This is a genomic window from Leclercia sp. Colony189 (assembly GCF_009740165.1).
Lineage (GTDB): Bacteria > Pseudomonadota > Gammaproteobacteria > Enterobacterales > Enterobacteriaceae > Enterobacter.
Genome location: NZ_CP046557.1, coordinates 3,741,832 through 3,761,917, shown reverse-complemented (window position 1 = coordinate 3,761,917; position 20,086 = coordinate 3,741,832). Strand labels below are relative to the sequence as shown.

At 55.6% G+C, this 20,086-nt stretch carries 26 protein-coding genes; 10 read left to right on the top strand and 16 right to left on the bottom strand.

Translation table 11 applies throughout. The features are described from left to right. Positions 1-25: 25 nt before the first annotated feature. Genes fdrA through GNG29_RS17880 form a run of 5 tightly spaced genes read left to right on the top strand, consistent with a single transcriptional unit; the run spans position 26 to position 6,933 of the window. Positions 26-1,567, top strand: a complete 1,542-nt coding sequence (gene fdrA / locus GNG29_RS17900) for an acyl-CoA synthetase FdrA (protein ID WP_103180853.1) — start codon at positions 26-28, stop codon at positions 1,565-1,567. Continuing rightward, entirely contained in the window at positions 1,567-2,982 is a 1,416-nt protein-coding gene (locus GNG29_RS17895; protein WP_197431821.1) for a DUF1116 domain-containing protein, read from the top strand. The genes fdrA and GNG29_RS17895 overlap by 1 nt, the downstream gene beginning before the upstream one ends. A gap of 11 nt (positions 2,983-2,993) precedes the next feature. Further along, positions 2,994-4,547, top strand: a complete 1,554-nt coding sequence (locus GNG29_RS17890) for a xanthine permease (RefSeq protein WP_156655140.1) — start codon at positions 2,994-2,996, stop codon at positions 4,545-4,547. Beyond that, entirely contained in the window at positions 4,544-5,491 is a 948-nt protein-coding gene (locus GNG29_RS17885; protein WP_156655139.1) for a carbamate kinase family protein, read from the top strand. Before GNG29_RS17890 ends, GNG29_RS17885 begins: the two co-directional genes overlap by 4 nt. Before the next feature lie 53 nt (positions 5,492-5,544). Then, positions 5,545-6,933 (top strand): amidohydrolase family protein, encoded by a 1,389-nt coding sequence (locus GNG29_RS17880; protein ID WP_156655138.1) that lies wholly within the window; start codon positions 5,545-5,547, stop codon positions 6,931-6,933. 245 nt (positions 6,934-7,178) lie between these two features. Here GNG29_RS17880 and GNG29_RS17875 read toward each other — a convergent pair whose 3' ends face one another. Further along, on the bottom strand, positions 7,179-8,099 hold the full coding sequence (locus GNG29_RS17875) for a LysR substrate-binding domain-containing protein (RefSeq protein WP_103180848.1): 921 nt from the start codon (positions 8,097-8,099) through the stop codon (positions 7,179-7,181). Between the two features lie 281 nt (positions 8,100-8,380). On the opposite strand from GNG29_RS17875, the gene GNG29_RS17870 reads away from it, so the two are divergent. The 4 genes from GNG29_RS17870 to GNG29_RS17855 are packed head-to-tail and all read left to right on the top strand — an operon-like array spanning position 8,381 to position 12,354. Continuing rightward, positions 8,381-9,712 carry an MFS transporter gene (locus GNG29_RS17870; protein WP_156655137.1) on the top strand — a complete coding sequence of 444 codons (1,332 nt, stop codon included), beginning with the start codon at positions 8,381-8,383 and terminating at the stop codon, positions 9,710-9,712. Positions 9,713-9,748: 36 nt separating this feature from the next. After that, a complete protein-coding gene (locus GNG29_RS17865; protein ID WP_103180846.1) occupies positions 9,749-10,498 on the top strand; it encodes an SDR family NAD(P)-dependent oxidoreductase in 750 nt (249 codons plus the stop codon). Positions 10,499-10,510: 12 nt separating this feature from the next. Further along, entirely contained in the window at positions 10,511-11,356 is an 846-nt protein-coding gene (locus tag GNG29_RS17860; RefSeq protein ID WP_156655136.1) for a transketolase, read from the top strand. Next, positions 11,356-12,354, top strand: a complete 999-nt coding sequence (locus tag GNG29_RS17855) for a transketolase family protein (protein WP_103180844.1) — start codon at positions 11,356-11,358, stop codon at positions 12,352-12,354. Before GNG29_RS17860 ends, GNG29_RS17855 begins: the two co-directional genes overlap by 1 nt. A 37-nt stretch (positions 12,355-12,391) precedes the next feature. Here the strand turns inward: GNG29_RS17855 and GNG29_RS17850 are convergent, their stop codons facing one another. Beyond that, entirely contained in the window at positions 12,392-12,994 is a 603-nt protein-coding gene (locus GNG29_RS17850; RefSeq protein ID WP_103180843.1) for a short chain dehydrogenase, read from the bottom strand. 98 nt (positions 12,995-13,092) lie between these two features. Here GNG29_RS17850 and GNG29_RS17845 point away from each other — a divergent pair, with 98 nt between their 5' ends. Next, the gene (locus tag GNG29_RS17845) at positions 13,093-13,980 is read left to right on the top strand and encodes a LysR family transcriptional regulator (protein WP_156655135.1); all 888 of its coding nucleotides are present in this window, start codon (positions 13,093-13,095) and stop codon (positions 13,978-13,980) included. A gap of 140 nt (positions 13,981-14,120) precedes the next feature. Here the strand turns inward: GNG29_RS17845 and GNG29_RS17840 are convergent, their stop codons facing one another. The 14 genes from GNG29_RS17840 to GNG29_RS17785 all read right to left on the bottom strand — a co-directional run bounded on the left by GNG29_RS17840 (position 14,121) and on the right by GNG29_RS17785 (position 19,985). Beyond that, a complete protein-coding gene (locus tag GNG29_RS17840; RefSeq protein WP_103180841.1) occupies positions 14,121-14,681 on the bottom strand; it encodes an Ail/Lom family outer membrane beta-barrel protein in 561 nt (186 codons plus the stop codon). Between the two features lie 168 nt (positions 14,682-14,849). Continuing rightward, a complete protein-coding gene (locus tag GNG29_RS17835; protein WP_156239645.1) occupies positions 14,850-15,191 on the bottom strand; it encodes a hypothetical protein in 342 nt (113 codons plus the stop codon). 42 nt (positions 15,192-15,233) lie between these two features. Beyond that, a complete protein-coding gene (locus tag GNG29_RS23420) occupies positions 15,234-15,434 on the bottom strand; it encodes a hypothetical protein (protein ID WP_231736552.1) in 201 nt (66 codons plus the stop codon). After that, positions 15,435-15,569 carry a hypothetical protein gene (locus tag GNG29_RS23455; RefSeq protein ID WP_259935557.1) on the bottom strand — a complete coding sequence of 45 codons (135 nt, stop codon included), beginning with the start codon at positions 15,567-15,569 and terminating at the stop codon, positions 15,435-15,437. A gap of 27 nt (positions 15,570-15,596) precedes the next feature. Next, positions 15,597-16,004 carry a hypothetical protein gene (locus GNG29_RS17825; protein ID WP_231736549.1) on the bottom strand — a complete coding sequence of 136 codons (408 nt, stop codon included), beginning with the start codon at positions 16,002-16,004 and terminating at the stop codon, positions 15,597-15,599. A 35-nt stretch (positions 16,005-16,039) separates the two neighbouring features. Continuing rightward, positions 16,040-16,456 carry an Imm63 family immunity protein gene (locus GNG29_RS17820; protein WP_168192034.1) on the bottom strand — a complete coding sequence of 139 codons (417 nt, stop codon included), beginning with the start codon at positions 16,454-16,456 and terminating at the stop codon, positions 16,040-16,042. A 497-nt stretch (positions 16,457-16,953) separates the two neighbouring features. After that, positions 16,954-17,373, bottom strand: a complete 420-nt coding sequence (locus tag GNG29_RS17815; RefSeq protein WP_103822619.1) for an SMI1/KNR4 family protein — start codon at positions 17,371-17,373, stop codon at positions 16,954-16,956. Between the two features lie 118 nt (positions 17,374-17,491). Continuing rightward, a complete protein-coding gene (locus GNG29_RS17810; RefSeq protein WP_156655133.1) occupies positions 17,492-17,719 on the bottom strand; it encodes a hypothetical protein in 228 nt (75 codons plus the stop codon). 7 nt (positions 17,720-17,726) lie between these two features. Further along, positions 17,727-17,975 carry a hypothetical protein gene (locus tag GNG29_RS17805; protein ID WP_103180834.1) on the bottom strand — a complete coding sequence of 83 codons (249 nt, stop codon included), beginning with the start codon at positions 17,973-17,975 and terminating at the stop codon, positions 17,727-17,729. Between the two features lie 65 nt (positions 17,976-18,040). Continuing rightward, positions 18,041-18,376 carry an immunity protein YezG family protein gene (locus GNG29_RS17800; protein ID WP_231736546.1) on the bottom strand — a complete coding sequence of 112 codons (336 nt, stop codon included), beginning with the start codon at positions 18,374-18,376 and terminating at the stop codon, positions 18,041-18,043. 107 nt (positions 18,377-18,483) lie between these two features. Next, positions 18,484-18,945, bottom strand: a complete 462-nt coding sequence (locus GNG29_RS17795) for a hypothetical protein (protein WP_156655132.1) — start codon at positions 18,943-18,945, stop codon at positions 18,484-18,486. 106 nt (positions 18,946-19,051) lie between these two features. Beyond that, positions 19,052-19,534, bottom strand: coding sequence for a hypothetical protein (locus GNG29_RS17790; protein WP_156655131.1), 483 nt, complete (start codon positions 19,532-19,534; stop codon positions 19,052-19,054). Positions 19,535-19,686: 152 nt separating this feature from the next. Beyond that, positions 19,687-19,842, bottom strand: a complete 156-nt coding sequence (locus GNG29_RS23540) for a DUF6966 domain-containing protein (protein ID WP_371816560.1) — start codon at positions 19,840-19,842, stop codon at positions 19,687-19,689. Next, complete coding sequence (locus GNG29_RS17785; RefSeq protein WP_103180830.1) at positions 19,782-19,985, bottom strand: hypothetical protein; 204 nt, start codon at positions 19,983-19,985, stop codon at positions 19,782-19,784. The genes GNG29_RS23540 and GNG29_RS17785 overlap by 61 nt, the downstream gene beginning before the upstream one ends. Positions 19,986-20,086 lie beyond the last annotated feature (101 nt).

The window sequence follows — 20,086 nt, the reverse complement described above, 5'->3', positions numbered from 1 at the left end:
TTTTGCCCGCATTCAGGAGGACGTAATGCCCACCAAAATCGTGATAAGAAAGAATACCTATTTTGATTCTGTTTCGCTGATGTCGGTTTCCACCAAAGCCAACAAATTGCCCGGCGTGGAGCAGGCCTTTGTTGCTATGGCCACCGAAATGAATAAAGGCGTATTAAAAAATCTCGGTCTGCTGACGCCGGAATTAGAAGACGCCAAAAACGGCGATCTGATGATCGTGATTAAAGGTGAGGCCGCCAACGACGAGACGCTGGCCGCCATCGAGGCGCTGTTTACCCGCAAGGAGCGCGCAGGCTCACACGAATCGCGCTACGCCACGCTCGCCAGCGCCAAAACCCACCGCCCGGACGCCAACCTGGCGGTGATTTCGGTCAACGGCACCTTTGCCGCCCGTGAGGCGCGCCAGGCGCTGGAGAACAACCTCAACGTAATGCTCTTCTCGGATAACGTCTCCCTCGACGACGAGCTGGCGCTCAAGCAACTGGCCCACGAAAAAGGACTGTTAATGATGGGGCCGGACTGCGGCACCGCCATCATTAACGGGGCAGGGCTCTGCTTCGCCAACGCGGTCCGTCGCGGATCCATTGGCATCGTCGGCGCCTCCGGCACCGGCAGCCAGGAGCTGAGCGCGCGCATCCACGAATTCGGCGGCGGCATCTCCCAGCTGATCGGCACCGGCGGCCGCGATCTGAGTGAAAAAATCGGCGGCCTGATGATGCTGGATGCTATCGCCATGCTGGAAGCGGACGAGGCCACCCAGGTCATCGCCCTGATCTCCAAGCCGCCAGCGCCTGCGGTGGCCGAGAAAGTGCTGGCCCGCGCCCGCGCCTGCCGCAAACCGGTCGTAGTCTGTTTCCTTGGTCGCAACGAGCCGCCTGCCGATGAAGCGGGATTACAGTTTGCCCGCGGCACCAAAGAGGCGGCGCTGAAGGCGGTGCTGCTCACCGGCATCAAACAAGAGTCCCTCGATCTGCACCCGCTCAACTGGCCGCTGATTGAAGAGGTGCGCGCCCATCTCACCCCGCAGCAGAAGTACATTCGCGGCCTCTTCTGCGGCGGCACCCTGTGCGACGAAGCGATGTTCGCCGCGCTGGAGAAATATGACGAGGTCTACAGCAACATCCAGCCGGACCCGGCTAAGCGCCTGAAGGACATCAACGTCAGCCAGGCCCATACCTTCCTCGATTTCGGCGATGACGATTTCACCAACGGCAAACCGCACCCGATGATCGATCCGACCAACCGCATCAGCCGCCTGTTGCAGGAGGCACGCGATCCGGAAGTAGGCGTGATCGTGATGGATTTCGTCCTCGGCTTTGGATCGCATGACGATCCGGTAGGGGTGATGATCGAGGCGATCCAAGAGGCGCAGGCGATCGCGAAGGCCGATCACCGGCCGCTGGTCATCCTCGGCTATGTGCTTGGCACCGACCAGGATCCCCAGTCGCTGGCGCAGCAGTGCCAGCGGCTCACCGACGCGGGCGTCATCTGGGCCAGCAGCAGCACTAACACCGGATTACTGGCACGTGAATTTGTCTTCAAAGGAGAGAAAGCCTGATGACCACCTTATTTAACCAGCCGCTGAACGTCATTAACGTCGGCATCGCCTTGTTCAGCGACGATCTGAAGAAGCAGCACGTTCCGGTCACCCATCTCGACTGGACCCCGCCGGGGCAGGGCAATATGCAGGTCGTTGAGGCCCTCGATCAGCTGGCAGAAAACTCGCTGGCGGAGAAAATCGCCGCGGCTAACAAGGTTGCGCTGGAGCGCATTATCCAGTCCCATCCGGTGCTGGTGGGCTTTGATCAGGCGATCAACGTCGTGCCAGGGATGACCCGCACCACCATTCTGCACGCCGGCCCGCCGGTGGCCTGGGAGAACATGTGCGGGGCGATGAGAGGGGCGGTCACCGGTGCGCTGGTATTTGAAGGCTTAGCCAGAGATCTGGAAGAGGCGGCGCAATTGGCGGCCTCAGGCGAGATCACCTTCTCGCCCTGCCACGAACACGACTGCGTGGGGTCGATGGCGGGCGTCACCTCGGCGTCGATGTTTATGCATATCGTCGAGAACAAAACTTACGGCAACCGCGCCTTCACTAACCTCAGCGAGCAGATGGCGAAGATCCTGCGCATGGGGGCCAACGACCAGAGCGTCATTGACCGCCTGAACTGGATGCGCGACGTGCTCGGCCCGATGCTGCGCGACGCCATGAAGATCATCGGCGAAATCGATCTGCGCCTGATGCTGGCCCAGGCACTGCACATGGGTGACGAGTGCCACAACCGTAATAACGCGGGCACCACGCTGCTGATTCAGGCCCTGACCCCGGGGCTGATCCAGGCGGGCTACCCGGTAGAGCAGCAGCGCGAGGTGTTTGAGTTTGTCGCCAGCAGCGACTACTTCTCCGGCCCAACCTGGATGGCGATGTGTAAAGCCGCGCTGGACGCTGCCCACGGCATCGAGTACAGCACCGTAGTCACCACCATGGCGCGCAACGGCTACGAGTTCGGCCTGCGCGTCTCCGGCCTGCCGGGGCAGTGGTTCACCGGCCCGGCGCAGCAGGTGATTGGCCCGATGTTCGCGGGCTACAAACCGGAAGATTCCGGGCTGGATATCGGGGACAGCGCCATCACCGAAACCTACGGCATCGGTGGCTTTGCCATGGCGACGGCTCCGGCGATTGTCGCCCTGGTGGGCGGCACGGTGGAAGAGGCCATCGACTTCTCCCGCCAGATGCGCGAGATCACCCTCGGCGAAAACCCGAACGTCACCATTCCGCTGCTCTCTTTTATGGGCATTCCCACCGCCATCGACATCACCCGCGTGGCGGGCAGCGGTATTCTGCCGGTCATTAACACCGCCATCGCCCATAAAGATGCGGGCATCGGCATGATTGGGGCGGGCATCGTTCACCCGCCGTTTAGCTGTTTTGAAAAGGCGCTGTTGGCCTTCCGCGATCGCTACTTCCTGTAAGGTAAGCATCCATGAAAAGCATGAAACTGGAGTGGAAAAGAGGTGACTGGGCGGCGTACTTCGGGTTGATGACCAACAACCTGACGAACCTGCTGACCATGATGGGGCTGCTCATTTTTGTCGTCGGCATCCCGAAAGAGATTGTTTATGGACGTATTGCGCCAGCCTTCGGGCTGGCGGTGCTGGTGGCGAGCGTCTGCTACGCGTGGTTTGGTCTGCAGATGGCGCGCCAGACCGGGCGTAACGACGTGACTGCGCTGCCGTCGGGGCCGAGCGCGCCCTCGATCTTCACCGTCACTTTTCTGGTGCTGATGCCGGTCTACCAGCAGACCGGTGACGCGGATTTCGCCATCCAGATTGGTCTGGTGTGGTGCTTCGTGGAGGCGATGATCCTCGCGGGCGGTTCCTTCCTCGGCGAAACCATCCGCAAGATGATCCCGCGTACCGTGCTGCTCTCGTGCCTCTCCGGTCTGGGTCTGCTGCTGCTGGCGATGAACCCGATGTTGCAGGCGTTCGAAGCGCCGACGGTCTCCTTTATCGTCCTGCTGCTGATCTTCATCAACTGGTTCGGCAAAAAGCCGATCTTCGCCCGCATCCCCACCGGTCTCCTGCTGCTGATCGCCGGTACGGCCCTGGCGTGGATCTCCGGCCTGCAAAGCCCGGAAGCGATCAAGGCGTCGATGTCCTCCTTCGGCTTTAACCCGCCGGAAGTGCATATCGACAGCTTTATGCAGGGCCTGCCGCACGCCCTGCCGTATCTGGCCTCTGCCGTGCCGCTGGGGCTGGCCAACTACATCTTTGACCTGGAGAACATCGAAAGCGCCCACGCGGCGGGGGATGAGTACCCGACCCGCAAGGTGATGCTGGCCAACGGGCTCTCGTCCATGCTCGGCTGCCTGATGGGGAACCCGTTCCCGGTAACGGTCTACGTCGGCCACGCGGGCTGGAAAGCGATGGGGGCCAGCATCGGCTACACGCTGGCCTCCGGCGTCACCATGTTCATCGTGCCGCTGTTCGGGCTGGGAGCCTTTATGCTCGCCATCATCCCAATGACCGCCATTGTGCCGATTCTGGTCTTTATCGGCGTGGTTACCGCCAACCAGGTGGTGAGGGAGACGCCCAAAGTGGAGGTGCCCGTCATCTTTATCTGTCTGTTCCCGTGGATCGCCAACTGGGCGCTGACCATGATGAACAGCGTGATGGGCGCGGCGGGCACCAACGCGGCGAAAATCGGCACCGACGTGCTGCACAGCAAGGGCATTTACTACGAAGGGCTGATGCACCTGGGTAACGGCGCACCGCTCGCCAGCATGCTGTGGGGCTGTATCGCCATCTTCGCCATCGTCAACAAGCCGTTGCGCGGTGCCGTTGCCGCTGCGGTCGGTGCGCTGCTGGCGCTGTTCGGGGTGATCCACGCTCCGGTGGTGGGCTTTGCTGAGGGCAGTTCGCTGACCTTTGTGCTGGCTTACCTGATGATGAGCGGCATGTTTGTGCTGAAGCATGTTCTGGATAGCCGCGAAGCGGCAAGCGCGACGTCGGGCACCGTTATAAAGGACAACGTATGAAAGAGCTTATGGTCGTTGCCATTGGCGGCAACAGCATTATCAAAGATAACGCCAGCCAGTCGATTGAGCACCAGGCGCAGGCGGTGAAAGCGGTGGCCGAGTCGGTGCTGGAGATGCTGGCCTCGGACTACGACATCGTCCTCACCCACGGCAACGGCCCGCAGGTGGGGCTGGATCTGCGCCGCGCCGAGATTGCCCACGAGCGGGAAGGGCTCCCCCTGACCCCGCTGGCGAACTGCGTGGCCGATACCCAGGGCGGCATCGGCTACCTGATCCAGCAGGCGCTCAACAACCGCCTTGCCGCCCGCGGGGAGCAGAAAGCGGTCACGGTGGTCACCCAGGTGGAGGTGGATAAAAACGATCCCGGCTTTACCCATCCTGCCAAGCCCATCGGGGCGTTTTTCAGCGAGACGCAGCGCGATGAGCTGCAACGCGCCCATCCCGACTGGCATTTCGTCGAGGATTCCGGGCGCGGATACCGCCGGGTGGTGGCCTCGCCCCAGCCGCTACGCATCGTTGAGGCGGATGCCATCAAGGCCCTGACGCAACAAGGCTTTGTGGTGATTGGCGCGGGCGGTGGTGGCATTCCGGTGGTGTGTACCGAACAGGGCGACTACCAGAGCGTGGATGCGGTGATCGACAAAGATCTCTCTACCGCGCTGCTGGCGCGTGAGATCCGCGCCGACGTGCTGGTGATCACTACCGGGGTGGAGAGAGTGTGCATTAACTTCGGCAAGCCAGACCAGCAGGCGCTGGACACCGTCAACGTGGCGCAGATGACGCGCTATATGGAAGAGGGGCACTTCCCGGCGGGCAGTATGCTGCCGAAAATTATGGCCTCGCTGGAATTTCTGCACCACGGCGGCAAGCGGGTGATCATCACCTCGCCGGACTGCCTGCCCGCAGCCCTGCGTGGTGAAACCGGGACCCATATTGTGGCTTAACCCTGGCGGGCTTCCCGCCCGCTGTGTGAATGCGTAAGTAAAAGGACAAGACAATGAGTGAGAATAAAAGCCGCCGGGAGTTTCTCAGCCAGAGCGGCAAAATCGCCACCGCTGCAACCGCCTGCGCCCTGTTTGGCACTGCTGGCTCCGTCGCGTATGCTGCTGACACCGCAAAAGCGACCTGCGAGACGGGCAAATCGATGAACATCACCGCGACACACTACTATCTGGACAACGTGCTGCTGGAGGCCGGGTTTAACGTCGACGGCGACGTGGCCGTCAGCACCCGCACCGAACTGAAAACGCTGGAGATCAAGGACGGCAAGATCGCTGCCCTGCGCGACAACAACAGCCACGCCGACGCCACGCTGCCGCACTACGATGCGGGCGGCAAACTGCTGTTACCGGCGATGCGCGATATGCACATCCATCTGGATAAGACCTTCTACGGCGGCCCGTGGCGCTCGCTCAACCGCCCGGCGGGCACTACCATTCAGGATATGATCCGCCTGGAGCAAAAGCTGCTCCCGGAGCTGCAACCTTATACCCAGGAGCGGGCGGAAAAACTGATCGACCTGATCCAGTCGAAGGGCTCCACCATCGCCCGCAGCCACTGCAATATCGAGCCAACCTCCGGGTTAAAAAACCTGGAAAATTTACAGGCGGTACTGGCCCGGCGTAAACCCGGGTTTGACTGTGAGATTGTCGCCTTCCCGCAGCACGGCCTGTTGCTCTCAAACGCTGAAAAGCTGATGCGTGAGGCGATGCAGGCCGGGGCGCACTACGTCGGCGGGCTGGATCCCACCAGCGTTGACGGCGCGATGGAGAAATCCCTCGACCTGATGTTCCAGATTGCGCTCGATTACGACAAAGGGGTGGATATCCACCTGCACGAAACCAGCCCGGCGGGCGTGGCGGCGGTGAACTATATGGTGGAAACCGTGGAGAAGACCCCGGCGCTGAAGGGCAAGCTGACCATCAGCCACGCCTTTGCGCTGGCGACGATGAACGCGCAGCAGGTGGATGAGATTGCCACCCGCATGGCGGCGCAGCAGGTGACGATCGCCTCTACGGTGCCGATTGGCACGCTCCACATGCCGCTCAGGCAGCTGCGTGACAAAGGCGTGTTTGTCATGACCGGGACCGACAGCGTGATCGACCACTGGTCGCCGTATGGCCTGGGGGACATGCTGGAGAAAGCGAATCTCTATGCCCAGCTCTACATCCGCCCGAACGAGCAGACGCTCTCCCGCGCGCTGGGTATCGCCACCGGCGACGTGCTGCCGCTGAACGATAAAGGCGAACGCGTATGGCCGAAAGCCCAGGATGCCGCCAGTTTTGTGCTGGTGGACGCCTCCTGCTCCGCCGAAGCGGTGGCGCGCATCTCTCCGCGTACCGCGACCTTCCATAACGGGAATCTGGTGTGGGGCACGGTGGGGTGATGTGAAGCCGGGTGGCGGCTACGCCTTACCCGGCCTACGAGGTAAAAGCAAACCTCGCCCCGGCCTTCCGGAAACGCTTCGGCGATTTTCAGTCGGACCAGGGAGCCGCTTTAAGTTCCTAATTTTTATGTGATTATTTCATTGCTTTAAAGGCAATTAAATTACCTGGGGTTCCTCAGCTCTGTGGGGAAGGGCATCAGACCGCACGTTCTGTAGGCCGGGTAAGGCGAAGCCGCCACCCGGCGTTACAGGTGATACCCCGACAGCCGCAACTCCCGGTCGATCCACTCGACAAACTGCTGGATCTTCCAGCTACGCTCGTTCATGTGCGGCATCACCAGATGATGGGCGTTTATGGCGATCCCCATGCTGTCCGGCAGCACCTGCACCAGCGAACCATCGTTCAGGTGATCGGTGGCCATCATCTTGCTTTCAAGAATAAATCCCAGCCCCATGCGCGCCGCCTCAAAGCTCATATAGGAGCGATCGAAGCTCAGGCTGAAGTTGAGCCAGGGCCGGTCGATATTGTGCCAGGCAAACCACTTCTCCCAGTTCACCAGGGTGCTGGTGGATGAAATCAGCGCCTGCTGTAAGAGATCCTGCGGTGACTGTACCGGATGCTCGCGCAGGTAATCGGGCGAGGCCAGCACCACCAGCGCGTCATTTTTAATGGTCATCACCCGGTAGGCGTCCCAGTCCGGGATGCCGTGGCGAATGTCGATGTCGATATTATCCCGGGCGAACTGCAGGTTCTCATAAGAGCAGGTGAGGTTGAGGATGATATCGGGATATTCGGCGCGGAACTTGCCCAGGCGGCGCAGCAGCCAGGATAAACCGAAGGTCGGGGAGGAGTGCACGCGCAGCACAGCGTTCTCCTTCTCTTTGATCACCTGCTCGGTGGCGCGCCCGATGGCGCTCATGGCCGCCGAGACCTCCCGCAGATACTTCTCTCCGGTAGGCGTAAGGGTGACCCCCTTGCCGCTGCGGATAAACAGCTTTTTGCCCATCCAGGACTCCAGGGAGGCGATCTGATGGCTCACCGCCGAGGGGGTGACGTTAAGCTGCTCGGCCGCCAGGTGAATGCTCAGGGAGTTGGCGACCGCGATAAAAGACTGAATGTTTCGCAGCGAAGGGATGGGGAGCGTCTGGCGATCCTGCGCGGGCATAACCGGTCCTCCTTGAGGATGTTGCGGTAAAAAAACATAACATTCTGACCCTGCACCGGCAATATTATTGCGGCTGAATGGATTAAACAGGATCCCCGCCACATTTTTAAAAAACCTATATCCCCATAAACGAAGCCGTTATTTTTATGACGCGCTTCGCGAATCAAATTTATCTCAGCAATAAATGAGTTTTATTGAATGGTGTTTCAAACGTAAGCCGATATATTGAGTTTGAACGCGAAATTAAAACGACTCACGTTGTTCGAATAATGAGGTAAAACATGTCTCGTATAGAACAAGCTGTCCCCTACATAGCCACTAAAAAAACCAATTACCGCTTCGTGGTGCTGGCGTTAATATTTATTGTGTATGCCATTAATTATGCAGACAGAACCAATATTGGCGCCGTGCTTCCCTTTATCATCGATGAATTTCATATCAATAATTTCGAGGCCGGCGCCATCGCCAGCATGTTTTTTTTAGGCTATGCCCTGAGCCAGATCCCGGCGGGCTTTTTTATTGCTAAAAAAGGCATTCGCGGCATGGTGGCCCTGTCGATATTTGGCTTCTCTGCTTTCACCTGGCTGATGGGCACCGCCACCTCGGTGCTGGGGCTGAAGTTTATCCGCCTCGGGCTGGGCCTGACGGAAGGCCCCTGCCCGGTGGGGCTGGCCTCCACCATCAATAACTGGTTCCCGCCGAAGGAGAAAGCGACCGCCACCGGCGTCTATATCGCCGCCACCATGTTCGCCCCCATTCTGGTGCCGCCGCTGGCGGTGTGGATCGCCATGACCTGGGGCTGGCGCTGGGTCTTTTTCTCCTTCGCCATTCCGGGGCTGGTGATTGCCGTGCTCTGGTATCTGCTGGTGCGCACCCGTCCCGCAGAGAGCCCGATGGTCTCTAAAGCTGAGTTGGAGACCATCGTCGGGGGGCAAAACGCAGCGGAAACCCGGCGGGAAAATATCGTGATTGAACCGCGCTTCAACCGCCTCGACCGGTTGATCCGCGTGCGCGAGCTGGCCCCGATAGAGACGGTAAAAGGTCTCTTCACCTCGAAGAATATTCTTGGCGACTGCGTGGCCTACTTCATGATGGTGAGCGTGCTCTACGGCCTGCTGACCTGGATCCCGCTCTACCTGGTCAAAGAGAAAGGCTTTACCTTCATGAGCATGGGGCTGGTCGCCAGTATGCCCTGCATCGGCGGCTTTATCGGGGCGATTTTCGGCGGCTACGTGTCGGACAAGCTCCTGGGGCGCCGACGTAAGCCGACCATGATGTTTACCGCCATCAGCACCGTATTGATGATGGTCATCATGCTCAATATTCCGCAAAGCACCGTGGCGGTGTGCGTGGGGCTGTTCTTCGTTGGCCTGTGCCTGAATATCGGCTGGCCCGCTTTTACCGCCTACGGCATGGCGGTGGCGGACAGTAAAACCTATCCCATCGCCGCGTCCATTATTAATAGCGGCGGTAATCTCGGCGGATTTGTTTCGCCAATGCTGGCGGGTTATCTGCTGGATAAAACAGGAAGTTTTAATTCCGTCTTTATTTATTTCGGTATTTGCGCAGCTATTGGCTTATTAATGATCACCCTGCTGGAAGAACCGAAATAATAAATTAAACACCTCTCAATATTATGGAGTAAATATATGCTACTGAAAGATAAAGTCGCCGTTATTACCGGCGCGGCTTCCGCACGCGGTTTGGGTTTCGCTACGGCAAAACTCTATGCCGAACAGGGCGCGAAAGTGGTCATTATTGATTTAGATGCAGAGGCCAGCAAGCAGGCGGCGGCAAGCCTGGGCGAGGGGCATCTGGGGCTGGCGGCGAACGTCAGCAACGAGCTGCAGGTGAATGCCGCCATCGAGCAGGTGCTGGGCAAATACGGGCGCATCGATATTCTGGTGAATAACGCCGGCATCACCCAGCCGATCAAGCTGATGGATATTAAGCGGGAAAACTATGACGCGGTGCTGGATGTCAGCCTGCGCGGCACGCTCTTAATGTCTCAGGCCGTTATCCCCACCATGCGCGGCCAGCAGTCCGGCAGCATCGTCTGCATCTCCTCGGTGTCGGCCCAGCGCGGCGGCGGCATCTTCGGCGGGCCGCACTACAGCGCCGCCAAAGCGGGCGTGCTGGGGCTGGCGAAGGCGATGGCCCGCGAGCTGGGGCCGGATAACGTGCGGGTTAACTGCATCACCCCGGGGCTGATCCAGACCGACATCACCGCGGGCAAACTTTCGGACGAGATGAAAACCGCCATTCTGGCAGGCATTCCGCTTAACCGCCTCGGCGACGCGCAGGATATCGCCCGCGCCGCGCTGTTCCTCGGCAGCGATCTCTCCTCTTACTCCACCGGCATCACCCTCGACGTCAACGGCGGCATGCTGATCCACTAAGGAGACAGGATTATGACTGATACCACGATTCAACAGGTCGCTGCCGCCGCGTGGCGCATCCGCCGCTATGCCCTGCGGATGGGCGAAGTGCAGGGGCAGGGCTATATCGGCCAGGCGCTGGGCTACGCCGACGTGCTGGCTACCGCCTTTGCCCACGGCATGACCTTTAAGCCCGACGAGCCGGAGTGGGAAGGGCGCGACCGCTTCCTGCTCTCCCACGGCCACTACGCCATCGCCTGCTACGCGGCGCTGATCGAGGCGGGCATTATTCCCGAAGAGGAGCTGGAGACCTACGGCGCCGACGACAGCCGCCTGCCGATGTCCGGCATGGCTACCTACACACCGGGCATGGAGATCTCCGGCGGCTCGCTGGGGCAGGGCCTGAGCATCGGCGTGGGCATGGCCCTGGGACTGAAGCACAAGGGGAGTGATGCCTGGGTGGTGAACTCCATGTCCGACGGCGAGCTGGACGAAGGCTCCACCTGGGAAGCGGCGATGTCCGCCGCCCACCACGGCCTGTCGAACCTGATCGTGCTGGTGGATATCAACCGCCAGCAGGCCGACGGCAACTCCCACAAAATCCTCGGCTTTGAGCCGCTGGAAGATAAGTGGACCTCGTTTGGCTGGTACGTGCAGCGGGTCAACGGCAACGACGCGCCGGCGCTGGTGGCGGCGTTCGATAACGCGAAGCGCTATCCGGAGAATCAGCCCCGCGTCATTCTCTGCGACACCCTGATGGGCAAGGGGGTGCCTTTCCTTGAGCAGCGCGACAAGAACCATTTTATCCGCGTGGATGCTGACGAGTGGCAAAAAGCGCTCGCGGTGCTGGACGCGAACAAACCGGAAGGAGTGCAGTGATGAGCCAGACCACCGAGAAAAAACCGCGTTTAACCACCTCGGCGATGATCGCCTCTATTGCCGAAGAGGGGCAGGAGACCCGCGCCGCGCCGTTCGGCCACGCGCTGGTGAAGCTGGCGGAGCAGCGCCCGGAGATCGTCGGCATGACGGCGGATCTCTCAAAATATACCGACCTGCATATCTTTGCCCAGGCGCACCCCGAGCGCTTCTTCCAGATGGGGATGGCGGAGCAACTGCTGATGGGCGCCGCGGGCGGGATGGCGAAAGAGGGCTTTATCCCCTTCGCCACCACCTACGCGGTGTTTGCCACCCGCCGCGCCTATGACTTTATTCATCAGGTGATTGCCGAAGAGCACCTGAACGTGAAGATCTGCGCCGCGCTGCCAGGGCTGACCACCGGTTACGGCCCCAGCCATCAGGCGACGGAAGATCTCGCCATTATGCGTGGCATTCCGGGCATGACGATTATCGATCCCTGTGATGCGATAGACACCGAGCAGGCGGTACCGGCCATGGCAGAGCACGATGGCCCGGTCTATATGCGCCTGCTGCGCGGCAAGGTGCCGGTGGTGCTGGACCAGTACAACTACCAGTTCAAAATCGGCAAAGCCGCGCTGCTGGAGGAGGGGAGCGATGTGCTGATTATCGCCTCCGGCCTGATGACCATGCGGGCGCTGGAAGCGGCGAAGCAGCTGCGTAAGGATAACATCAGCGTGGCGGTGCTCCACTCGCCCACCATCAAGCCGCTGGACGAGGAGACCATTCTGGCGCAGGCGGCGAAGCCGGGCAGGCTGGTGGTAGTGGCGGAAAACCACAGCAGCGTGGGTGGCCTGTGCGAGGCGGTGGCGTCACTGCTGATGCGCAACCGGGTGCAGGTCGATTTTGATACCGTCGCGCTGCCGGACGCCTTCCTCGACGCCGGAGCGCTGCCGACCCTGCACGACCGCTACGGGATCTCCACCGCGGCGATGGTGGAAAAAATCCGCCGCAGGCTCTGAACCTGAACGGGGCGAGGCCGACTCGCCCCGGTTACCATCAATACCCTACCTGATACACCCGTCCGCTCTGTACCCCTTCCACGCTGCGGCGATAGGCCTGGGCGACCGTTGCGGCGGGCACGCTTTCGAAGCCCGGGAAGAAACCGTCGTAGGCTTCAGCCGATTCGGTGAGTACCGTCGGGCTAATCAGGTTGATGCGGATCCCGCGCGGCAGTTCGCAGGCGGCGGCGCGGACAAAGCCTTCCAGCGCGACGTTTACCGTGGTGGCATTCACCCCCTGGGCGATAGGCTCGTGGGCGACGATGCCGCTGATCAAAGTGATCGACCCGCCCTCATTCAGATAGTGCTGCCCGGTGAGCGCCAGCCGCACCTGGCCCAGCAATTTGTCCTGCAATCCCTGGTTAAACTCGCTGTCGGTCATGGTCGACAGAGGGCCAAAGTGCAGCCCGCCGCTGGCGGAGACAATCGCATCCACCGGACCGATCTTTTCGAACAGCGCCTGGACGCTGGCCTGGGAGGTGATATCTACCTGATGATCGCCTTTCGTGCGACCCACGCGAATGACTTCATGACGACGACTCAGCTCTTCTGTAACGGCCTGACCGACCGTACCGCTGGCACCAATAATGACGATTTTCATAGCCGACTCCTCTGTGTTGTGAGCCTTGATTGTTTAACAAACCAGAGAACGGATAAACTGGGCTAAAGTTAGATCATTATTAACCAGAGGTTTGCAATATGGATAAGCTTCGCGGCATGGAGACTTTTATCGCGGTGGTGGAGAGCGGCAGCTTTACCGGTGCCGCCGCCCGGCTGGAGATGTCGGCGGTGATGGTCGGGAAGTATATCGCCTGGCTGGAGGCGCAGCTTGGCACCCGGCTGCTGGAGCGCAATACCCGCCGCCAGAGCCTGACTGACGCCGGGCGGGTCTGGTTCGAAGAGGCAAAGCGGGTTATCGAGCAGGTCGCCATCGCTGAACGTTCGGTGGAGCGTCTGCGTACCGCGCCCGCGGGCACGCTGCGGGTGACTGCGCCCACCTCGTTCGGCGGGTGCGTGATTGCCCCGCTGACTGCCACCTTTTTGCAGCGTTTCCCGGAGGTGCGCGTCGAGCTGGATCTCACTAACCGGATGGTCGATCTGGTGGAGGAGGGGGTGGACCTCGCGATCCGCATTGGCGACATCCAAACCGAGGATCTGGTGGCAAAATACCTCTGCCCGTACCGGATGGTGATCTGCGCTGCCCCGGACTATTTAGCCCGCCACGGCACGCCGCAAACGCCGGACGATCTGGTGGAGCATCTTTGTCTCTCTCATACCGTCTGGACCGCGCGCAACGAGTGGCGGCTGCCGGGAGTGGAAGGGGAGGTGCGCTGGAAGCGCGATGCGATCCTGCGCTGTAACGATGGCTACGGTCTGCGGATGGCGGCGATTGCCGGCGCGGGATTGCTGTTGCAACCGGAGGTGCTGGTGGCGGATGAGCTGGCGAATGGACGGCTGATACGTGTTTTAGAAGGTTACACACCACAACCCCGACCGGTGCACCTGTTATGGCGTCAGGATCTACGTCCGTTGCCGAAGTTAACCCAATTTATTGCGCATATTATGCAGGCACAGTGCGGTTTGTAACGCCCGGCGGCGCTGTGCTTGCCGGGCCTGCAAAACCTTCAGACCGTAGGCCGGGTAAGGCATCGCCGCCACCCGGCACAACCGCACCGGACCGTAGGCCGGGTAAGGCATCGCCGCCACCCGGCATCAGGCCGCACCAATTAAAAACGGTAACCTACGCCCACATTCCAGCCGTCGATCCCGTAATCATCACCCAGGTCGGCAGTGGTGCCTTCGTAACCGACGTGGATCGCCAGCTCAGGCGTTGGGTTGAACTGTACGCCCGCGCCGTAAGCGAAAGAGGTGGATTTCTCATCGATGCCGTCACGCTGGGTATAGTTGTCGCCGCCGTTCACCCAGGTGGTGTGGCCGTCTGCTTTCACGCGTGCCACGCCGCCCAGCGCATACAGGGAAACGAAATCATTCAGGCGATATGCCGGGCCTGCCATCAGGGAGTAATATTTCACTTCGACGTGGTTTTTAACGGAGTCAGAGAAGAGATAATAATGCTCGTCCTGATCGCCGCTCATATAGGTGAATGAACCCATCAGGCTGACCGGGGAATCCCACTCGTAGCGATACTGAACGTTCACGCCGCGGATATTTTTGAAGTCTTCAACGTTACTCTGCGCATAACCCACAGAAACAGTCTGATTATCCGCCAGAGCAGCCCCGCTTGACAGACTCGCCGCAACGCATACCGCCAGAGAGAGTTTTTTCATTTTCCGTAATCCTTGTTGTCATTTTTTATGTGTAATGCCATATATCCCCATCTGTCAGGCTGGAGATATTCCACTGCAAATTAAGGCGATAAAATTGTTGGTTTTTTTGGCAGGCGATGAAATAGGGAATAATCTTAAAGCCCGGAATAGTCCTGGAATTTGCCTCCCCTATATTGGTAGGGCGTCATATTTAAAGCTGATGCTTATTTTCTCTGCGGGTATTTCAACGGTGATATCGCAACCTGTCCAGGGCGCTTTACCCTGCATCATATTATTCTGAATATAATAGTCCCGCAGGTTAACTAACAGGAGCCGAAGATGATAACTGGCGAGCTTATCCGGCACGAACCAGTCCAGGTTATCCTGCTGATCAACATAATCATATTCATATTCACAGGACTCGCCATCTTGGGCTAATTTTGCGCGAGCAATGATTTTCTTCGCCTCAGCAGGACCGGCATCAACCAGTAATTGACCAATTTTATTATGCAGATCGTCTAAGTCGCTCATTTATTTGTCCTGAAGTTTTATTTAGTGCGAGATTATTATCTGTTAATCAGCATACTTAAAATCAATCTTGATTCTGAGCGTTTCAACATCGACCGTTATTTCGCAGGCATGCCAGAACGAAGGCTGTTTTGAGGAGATGTTATTAACAAAAAATGTCCTCAGCTCAACCAGAAGGTCCAGCAAATCAGCATTGGCCTGTGCGCCTGCAGTAAACCAGTTTGTCTCACCTGAGGTGCTGTCCACCTAATCAAACTCACATTTGCAGTGATCATTTTCGGGCGACAGCTCAGCACGCACGATGATGGTTGCGGCGTTATCGGGCGCTGCGGCAACTAAGACCGAGCCAATATCATTATAAATAGCCTGGGATTCGCGCATATTTTCATCCTGGGGTGACAAATCGTATTAATTAGGGCAAAGGCCGGTCGGCGCTTTAAGCGGGCCACACGCATCGTAACCGTACACCTTGTAGCCTTTACTTTTCATACAGCCTGAAATTTTTTCGTTCCTGGCAACGATCTCCTGAAGCGTTTGCTCCGGGCGGGCGCTACCACCGTTCCAGCTACCATCATCAAGATTGGCATTTTTAGGTACGCCACAGCTATAGAGATCGGCTTTACGCTGTTCATTATCGGTGTAACCGCCAGCACCTGGCTTCTGAAACGTTTGCGCATAGCGCACGTATTGATAGTCGGTTGAATCCATATTGCCAACAACACAGCCGCTGAGCATGAAACAGAACAGGATGGGGAATATTTTCATTTGCGACTCCCTGTGATTGATAGCCATTACCTTGTCAAAATGAGCAGACATCTTCTGCGTCGGTGCTGATGCGATGCTGCCCTCAACTATGTATAGAGGCTATCGTCAAAGGGTGCTTCAGCCAGAATATTTTGAATTTCATTTCGCGCTTTTAACTCCCATGCTGGGTTCATATTCGCCATTATTTCAATAAATTTTGGAAAAGCGATGCGGCGTCCATCTCTGCCTTCAACCCTGTGATCTAACTCATACTGGTATGCAATCTTATAGGCAAATTCGGAGATTATCCAATAAAGCAGCGTGTTTAAAGAGTGCGTGACTTTTCGGGAGAACTCATACCCTCTTTCTGAGTAAATATAGTTATATGAACTATTTTCGAATGAAATATAGGGAGTGCCATCGCCATAGGGAGCAGAACACAGATTAACTGAATGTTTTGGAAAGCCTGCTCGCAAAATAATTTCATTAACTTGTTTTTGTATTTCATCAATGTTGACTAACATATTATTGAACCTCACTGCACACTATTTTAACGTTAACTGGATGTTGCTACCATCAGGAACATCTCTTATTTGCAATGCAATAGTGGCTCTTGCTTTCATTGCTATTGTCGATTTTTCTAAATAAAGATTATCTGGCTCATATTCGCCACCCACTACAAACGGAATTTTTGGAACCAGGCGATAGCCCGCTGGTATTGAACCATACTTCTTCTGCCATGCGTTTGCCAGTGGGTAGCCCGTTAATACCTCATAGTCTTCAAGAATATGTTTACACCATTCATTGATATCTGGAGCAAGATAATCAAAAGCACCTGTCTCTGGATCGAATGTGTATATTCCATCTTCTTTTATACAAAATTGACCGCCAAAAACATCTTCAGCGAAGAAGAGGGCGTTACGAGCAAGATCATCGTAACACTCAAACCATAAGCCTTTTCTACAGGTGCTCCAAAAATCATCTTTTATGGTGCCAGGGATTTTCAGGTAAAATAATTACCTTAGTTGCCATCGATCCAGACATCTTTCACCCAGGCGGCTAAATCAGGCCACTGCTCTTCACTATCACCATCGCCAGTCCAGTATCGGACACGACCTTGTTGATCTAAACAATAATAACTACCGTTATCTTCACATATCGGTAACCACGATTCAGGTACTCCAACTTCTTTTGCATCATTTATAGCCGTTAATAACTCGCCATAGAATTTTTTGTCTTCTGTGATAGACAACAATTCGATTGTTCCATAATAGATATTGCCAGCTTCCTTAAGAAGTTTCTTATAGTCAGGTGAAAAAGAAAAGCCTGTCTCTTCTTCATATTTAGAAATAAGAGCTTCATCCGGCAAAGGAATATTAGTTCTCTCGTTCCCGGATACAACCTTTAACTCTTCAATAACATTATTCAGGCTGTTAGTCATACCGTCACCTATTTGAAATCGTTAGCTCGCTGCTTCCACTAATCAGAGCGCCATCTGTTGAGTTGTGCACGATTTATACCAGAAGTTATGCTGTTATCGTTGTGGAAAGTTTGCGTCACTATCCGCAATAGGCCCATCCTGTCTTTGCAGCATAGGGTGCAGAAGCAGAGCTATCGTCCACCAACCCACCGGATAAGCCTGCCGCCAGCGCAGCGTTGACCACCGCGTGGGCGGCGGCTTTGCCCTCGATACGGGCAATATCCGCCACCCGATTACCAGTCTCGCCGATCAACTGCGCCTCCGGGAGCCATTCCTGCTCTTTCTCCTTGTCGCGCCTGACTGACAACGACTGGTCAACGCAAACCAAAGGTATCGGGCAGATCTTTGACAAAGTCGGACTCATCCCCCCGATACGCTTTCGCAATCTCTGTAAAGGAATCGATAACTCTCGCTTTCTCAGCGTCCGTTAGTCGCTGAAGCTCGGCGGCAATACGTTCCATCATTTCCACAGCGGCATCTGGATTGAGCGAATGGTCGTCAGTGAATTCAAGAAAAATGGTCATATCAGCGATAATTTTAATCAAATGATGCGAGTGAGTCATAGACCCTTTCCCCTTATTACTAACGTAAACCCAACATCCCGCCGGCAGGGGCGAGAGACTGTTTATTAACTCTCATACTTGAAGTCGATATTTATTTTCAGTGTTTCAATGTTTACCGTTACTTCACACCCATGCCAGAATGGCTTTTCTTGTGATTTAAAGTTATCAACAAAGAAATTTCTTAGTTCGACTAAAAGATCTAAAAGTCTTGCACTGGCATCTGCGGTTTCAGTGATCCAGTGCTGGTTACCCTGTTTATCTATATAGTTATAAGTAAACTCACCACAGTCACTTTCCGGATCTAACGTGGCACACAGAATGATTTTTTCCGCAGTATCAGGTGCGATCGAGAGCAGTACTGAACCAATGTCATTATAAATATCCTGGGATTCGCGCATCATTCCTCCTGACAGATAAATTTGCTCAAAGAGGGCAATATTTGTGCCCGTAATCGCTATACACCGATTCGGGCTAAAATTTGATTAAAATCGTTACAAATCATTGTGTTTTAATTTTTAATTAACGTTGCGTGACACAGATGATTATGCTCCGTGTACTGAATATGTACTGAGTGGTTCCCGTAATCATACTTTGACCATCCATTAATCCATCCAAGGAGCATGTCGATTTTGCCTTCGCCAACCAAAGTGGGTTTTCCAAGCAATTTTGTAATGTATGCTCTGTCCATTCCCGCTTCAATTCCAGGGGTGAAATTACCAGTAAACGGTGAATATTCATCTTCATTGCCAAAGTAAAAATGAATATGACTTAAGCAGTTTTTCCGAAACCCCATCTCGATACCCGAGTGGTAAAATTTATAATACTTCGTTTTTCCATCCGGATCTTTATATTCGCCAGCATCAGCTGATATAACCGGGGATTCACCGATAGCATGACACAGGTTGATAACTCCAATAGAATCTTCCCTTTCACCAAGAACATCTATAAAACTAGCCCATTCCACTGTCATTTTATAACCCCATCTGGCGTGTGCTTCTCAACTATAATATATCTTGTTTGTTAAAGAACAAATTTATAGCCAAAATTCCGCTAACAAAGTGCCAGGCAATTTAAAGTCAATTCCGCGTATCAGAAAGTGTTTCAACAAAGTCATTATAGGCTTCATGAAGATGGTAAAAATAAGCATCGGGCTCATTCTTAACAACTTCGTATCGTGCTAACAATTTAGTGAATAGCCCTTCGGGAACGGGATAAGGTGCGGCTTCGTTTTTATCACAATAAAAATAAAAAAACGCCTTTTCAAGTTCCGGGATAGAAAGTCTTTCCGCCTGGCTATAAAGATACTGATACGCGAAACTCCATTCACTGGACAGTAGTAAGAAATCAAGTGCGGCTGATTTTAGTTCATCATTGGCCTGGGACTGCAGCAAAAATCTCTGGCAATACTTTAGCGCCGTGGGTTGTTCTTCCACGAGCAGCATGCCCAGATATTCCAGAGCATCATCATTCGGATCGTTAAATGAATTAGATTCGACATAGCCGTTTGACTGGTAGAGATCTAATCCTGCCCGTAATTGGTTAACTGATTTATTCGTCATTTAAAGGCCCCTGTCGTCACCGTCGATAATCGTTTCGTTCATTGTTCAGGAAGCAGAAATAATTTACATCATCCTGGCCACGTCATCGGGACAGAGCGAATTCACATCCAAATACAACCTTCCAGCCATAATCACCTTACCTTAATTTTTGTTCAGGAAAGAAGGTTAAACAGGTCGCGTCTGAGCTGATCGAGTTCATCGTTCTCACTCATCAAAACCTTTCCGTTTCTATACAGTACGAGATCGTTTAGAGATCCCATTCCACCATAGAGATTGAGAAAAATGTGTTTGGTATCATCAGGTTCCAGCTCATATTTTTTAGCCAGTTTACAAATACTACTGACCATTCGGCATAACCCCCTAATTCTAATAAAGTAGCCATGCGTTGCATTTTCTCTACGATTAGCGTCGTTTTCTCGATAGTCAATACCTTCACCTGTTCTTCGGCCATTTGCTCGGTGGGTTTACCGGGCACTTACCCCGTGGCGATGTCGCCAGGGGCGCTATTATCAACAACAATCCCAGTCTGCTGGCTGAGATTGTTGTTGGCTT

Excerpts from the sequence above, each read along its gene's own strand:
- fdrA (WP_103180853.1), top strand. The coding sequence starts at position 26 with ATGCCCACCAAAATCGTGATAAGAAAGAATACCTATTTTGATTCTGTT.
- GNG29_RS17895 (WP_197431821.1), top strand. The coding sequence starts at position 1,567 with ATGACCACCTTATTTAACCAGCCGCTGAACGTCATTAACGTCGGCATC.
- GNG29_RS17890 (WP_156655140.1), top strand. The coding sequence starts at position 2,994 with ATGAAAAGCATGAAACTGGAGTGGAAAAGAGGTGACTGGGCGGCGTAC.
- GNG29_RS17885 (WP_156655139.1), top strand. The coding sequence starts at position 4,544 with ATGAAAGAGCTTATGGTCGTTGCCATTGGCGGCAACAGCATTATCAAA.
- GNG29_RS17880 (WP_156655138.1), top strand. The coding sequence starts at position 5,545 with ATGAGTGAGAATAAAAGCCGCCGGGAGTTTCTCAGCCAGAGCGGCAAA.
- GNG29_RS17875 (WP_103180848.1), bottom strand. The coding sequence starts at position 8,099 with ATGCCCGCGCAGGATCGCCAGACGCTCCCCATCCCTTCGCTGCGAAAC.
- GNG29_RS17870 (WP_156655137.1), top strand. The coding sequence starts at position 8,381 with ATGTCTCGTATAGAACAAGCTGTCCCCTACATAGCCACTAAAAAAACC.
- GNG29_RS17865 (WP_103180846.1), top strand. The coding sequence starts at position 9,749 with ATGCTACTGAAAGATAAAGTCGCCGTTATTACCGGCGCGGCTTCCGCA.
- GNG29_RS17860 (WP_156655136.1), top strand. The coding sequence starts at position 10,511 with ATGACTGATACCACGATTCAACAGGTCGCTGCCGCCGCGTGGCGCATC.
- GNG29_RS17855 (WP_103180844.1), top strand. The coding sequence starts at position 11,356 with ATGAGCCAGACCACCGAGAAAAAACCGCGTTTAACCACCTCGGCGATG.
- GNG29_RS17850 (WP_103180843.1), bottom strand. The coding sequence starts at position 12,994 with ATGAAAATCGTCATTATTGGTGCCAGCGGTACGGTCGGTCAGGCCGTT.
- GNG29_RS17845 (WP_156655135.1), top strand. The coding sequence starts at position 13,093 with ATGGATAAGCTTCGCGGCATGGAGACTTTTATCGCGGTGGTGGAGAGC.
- GNG29_RS17840 (WP_103180841.1), bottom strand. The coding sequence starts at position 14,681 with ATGAAAAAACTCTCTCTGGCGGTATGCGTTGCGGCGAGTCTGTCAAGC.
- GNG29_RS17835 (WP_156239645.1), bottom strand. The coding sequence starts at position 15,191 with ATGAGCGACTTAGACGATCTGCATAATAAAATTGGTCAATTACTGGTT.
- GNG29_RS23455 (WP_259935557.1), bottom strand. The coding sequence starts at position 15,569 with ATGCGCGAATCCCAGGCTATTTATAATGATATTGGCTCGGTCTTAGTT.
- GNG29_RS17825 (WP_231736549.1), bottom strand. The coding sequence starts at position 16,004 with ATGTCTGCTCATTTTGACAAGGTAATGGCTATCAATCACAGGGAGTCG.
- GNG29_RS17820 (WP_168192034.1), bottom strand. The coding sequence starts at position 16,456 with ATGTTAGTCAACATTGATGAAATACAAAAACAAGTTAATGAAATTATT.
- GNG29_RS17815 (WP_103822619.1), bottom strand. The coding sequence starts at position 17,373 with ATGACTAACAGCCTGAATAATGTTATTGAAGAGTTAAAGGTTGTATCC.
- GNG29_RS17805 (WP_103180834.1), bottom strand. The coding sequence starts at position 17,975 with ATGACTCACTCGCATCATTTGATTAAAATTATCGCTGATATGACCATT.
- GNG29_RS17800 (WP_231736546.1), bottom strand. The coding sequence starts at position 18,376 with ATGATGCGCGAATCCCAGGATATTTATAATGACATTGGTTCAGTACTG.
- GNG29_RS17795 (WP_156655132.1), bottom strand. The coding sequence starts at position 18,945 with ATGACAGTGGAATGGGCTAGTTTTATAGATGTTCTTGGTGAAAGGGAA.
- GNG29_RS17790 (WP_156655131.1), bottom strand. The coding sequence starts at position 19,534 with ATGACGAATAAATCAGTTAACCAATTACGGGCAGGATTAGATCTCTAC.
- GNG29_RS17785 (WP_103180830.1), bottom strand. The coding sequence starts at position 19,985 with ATGGCCGAAGAACAGGTGAAGGTATTGACTATCGAGAAAACGACGCTA.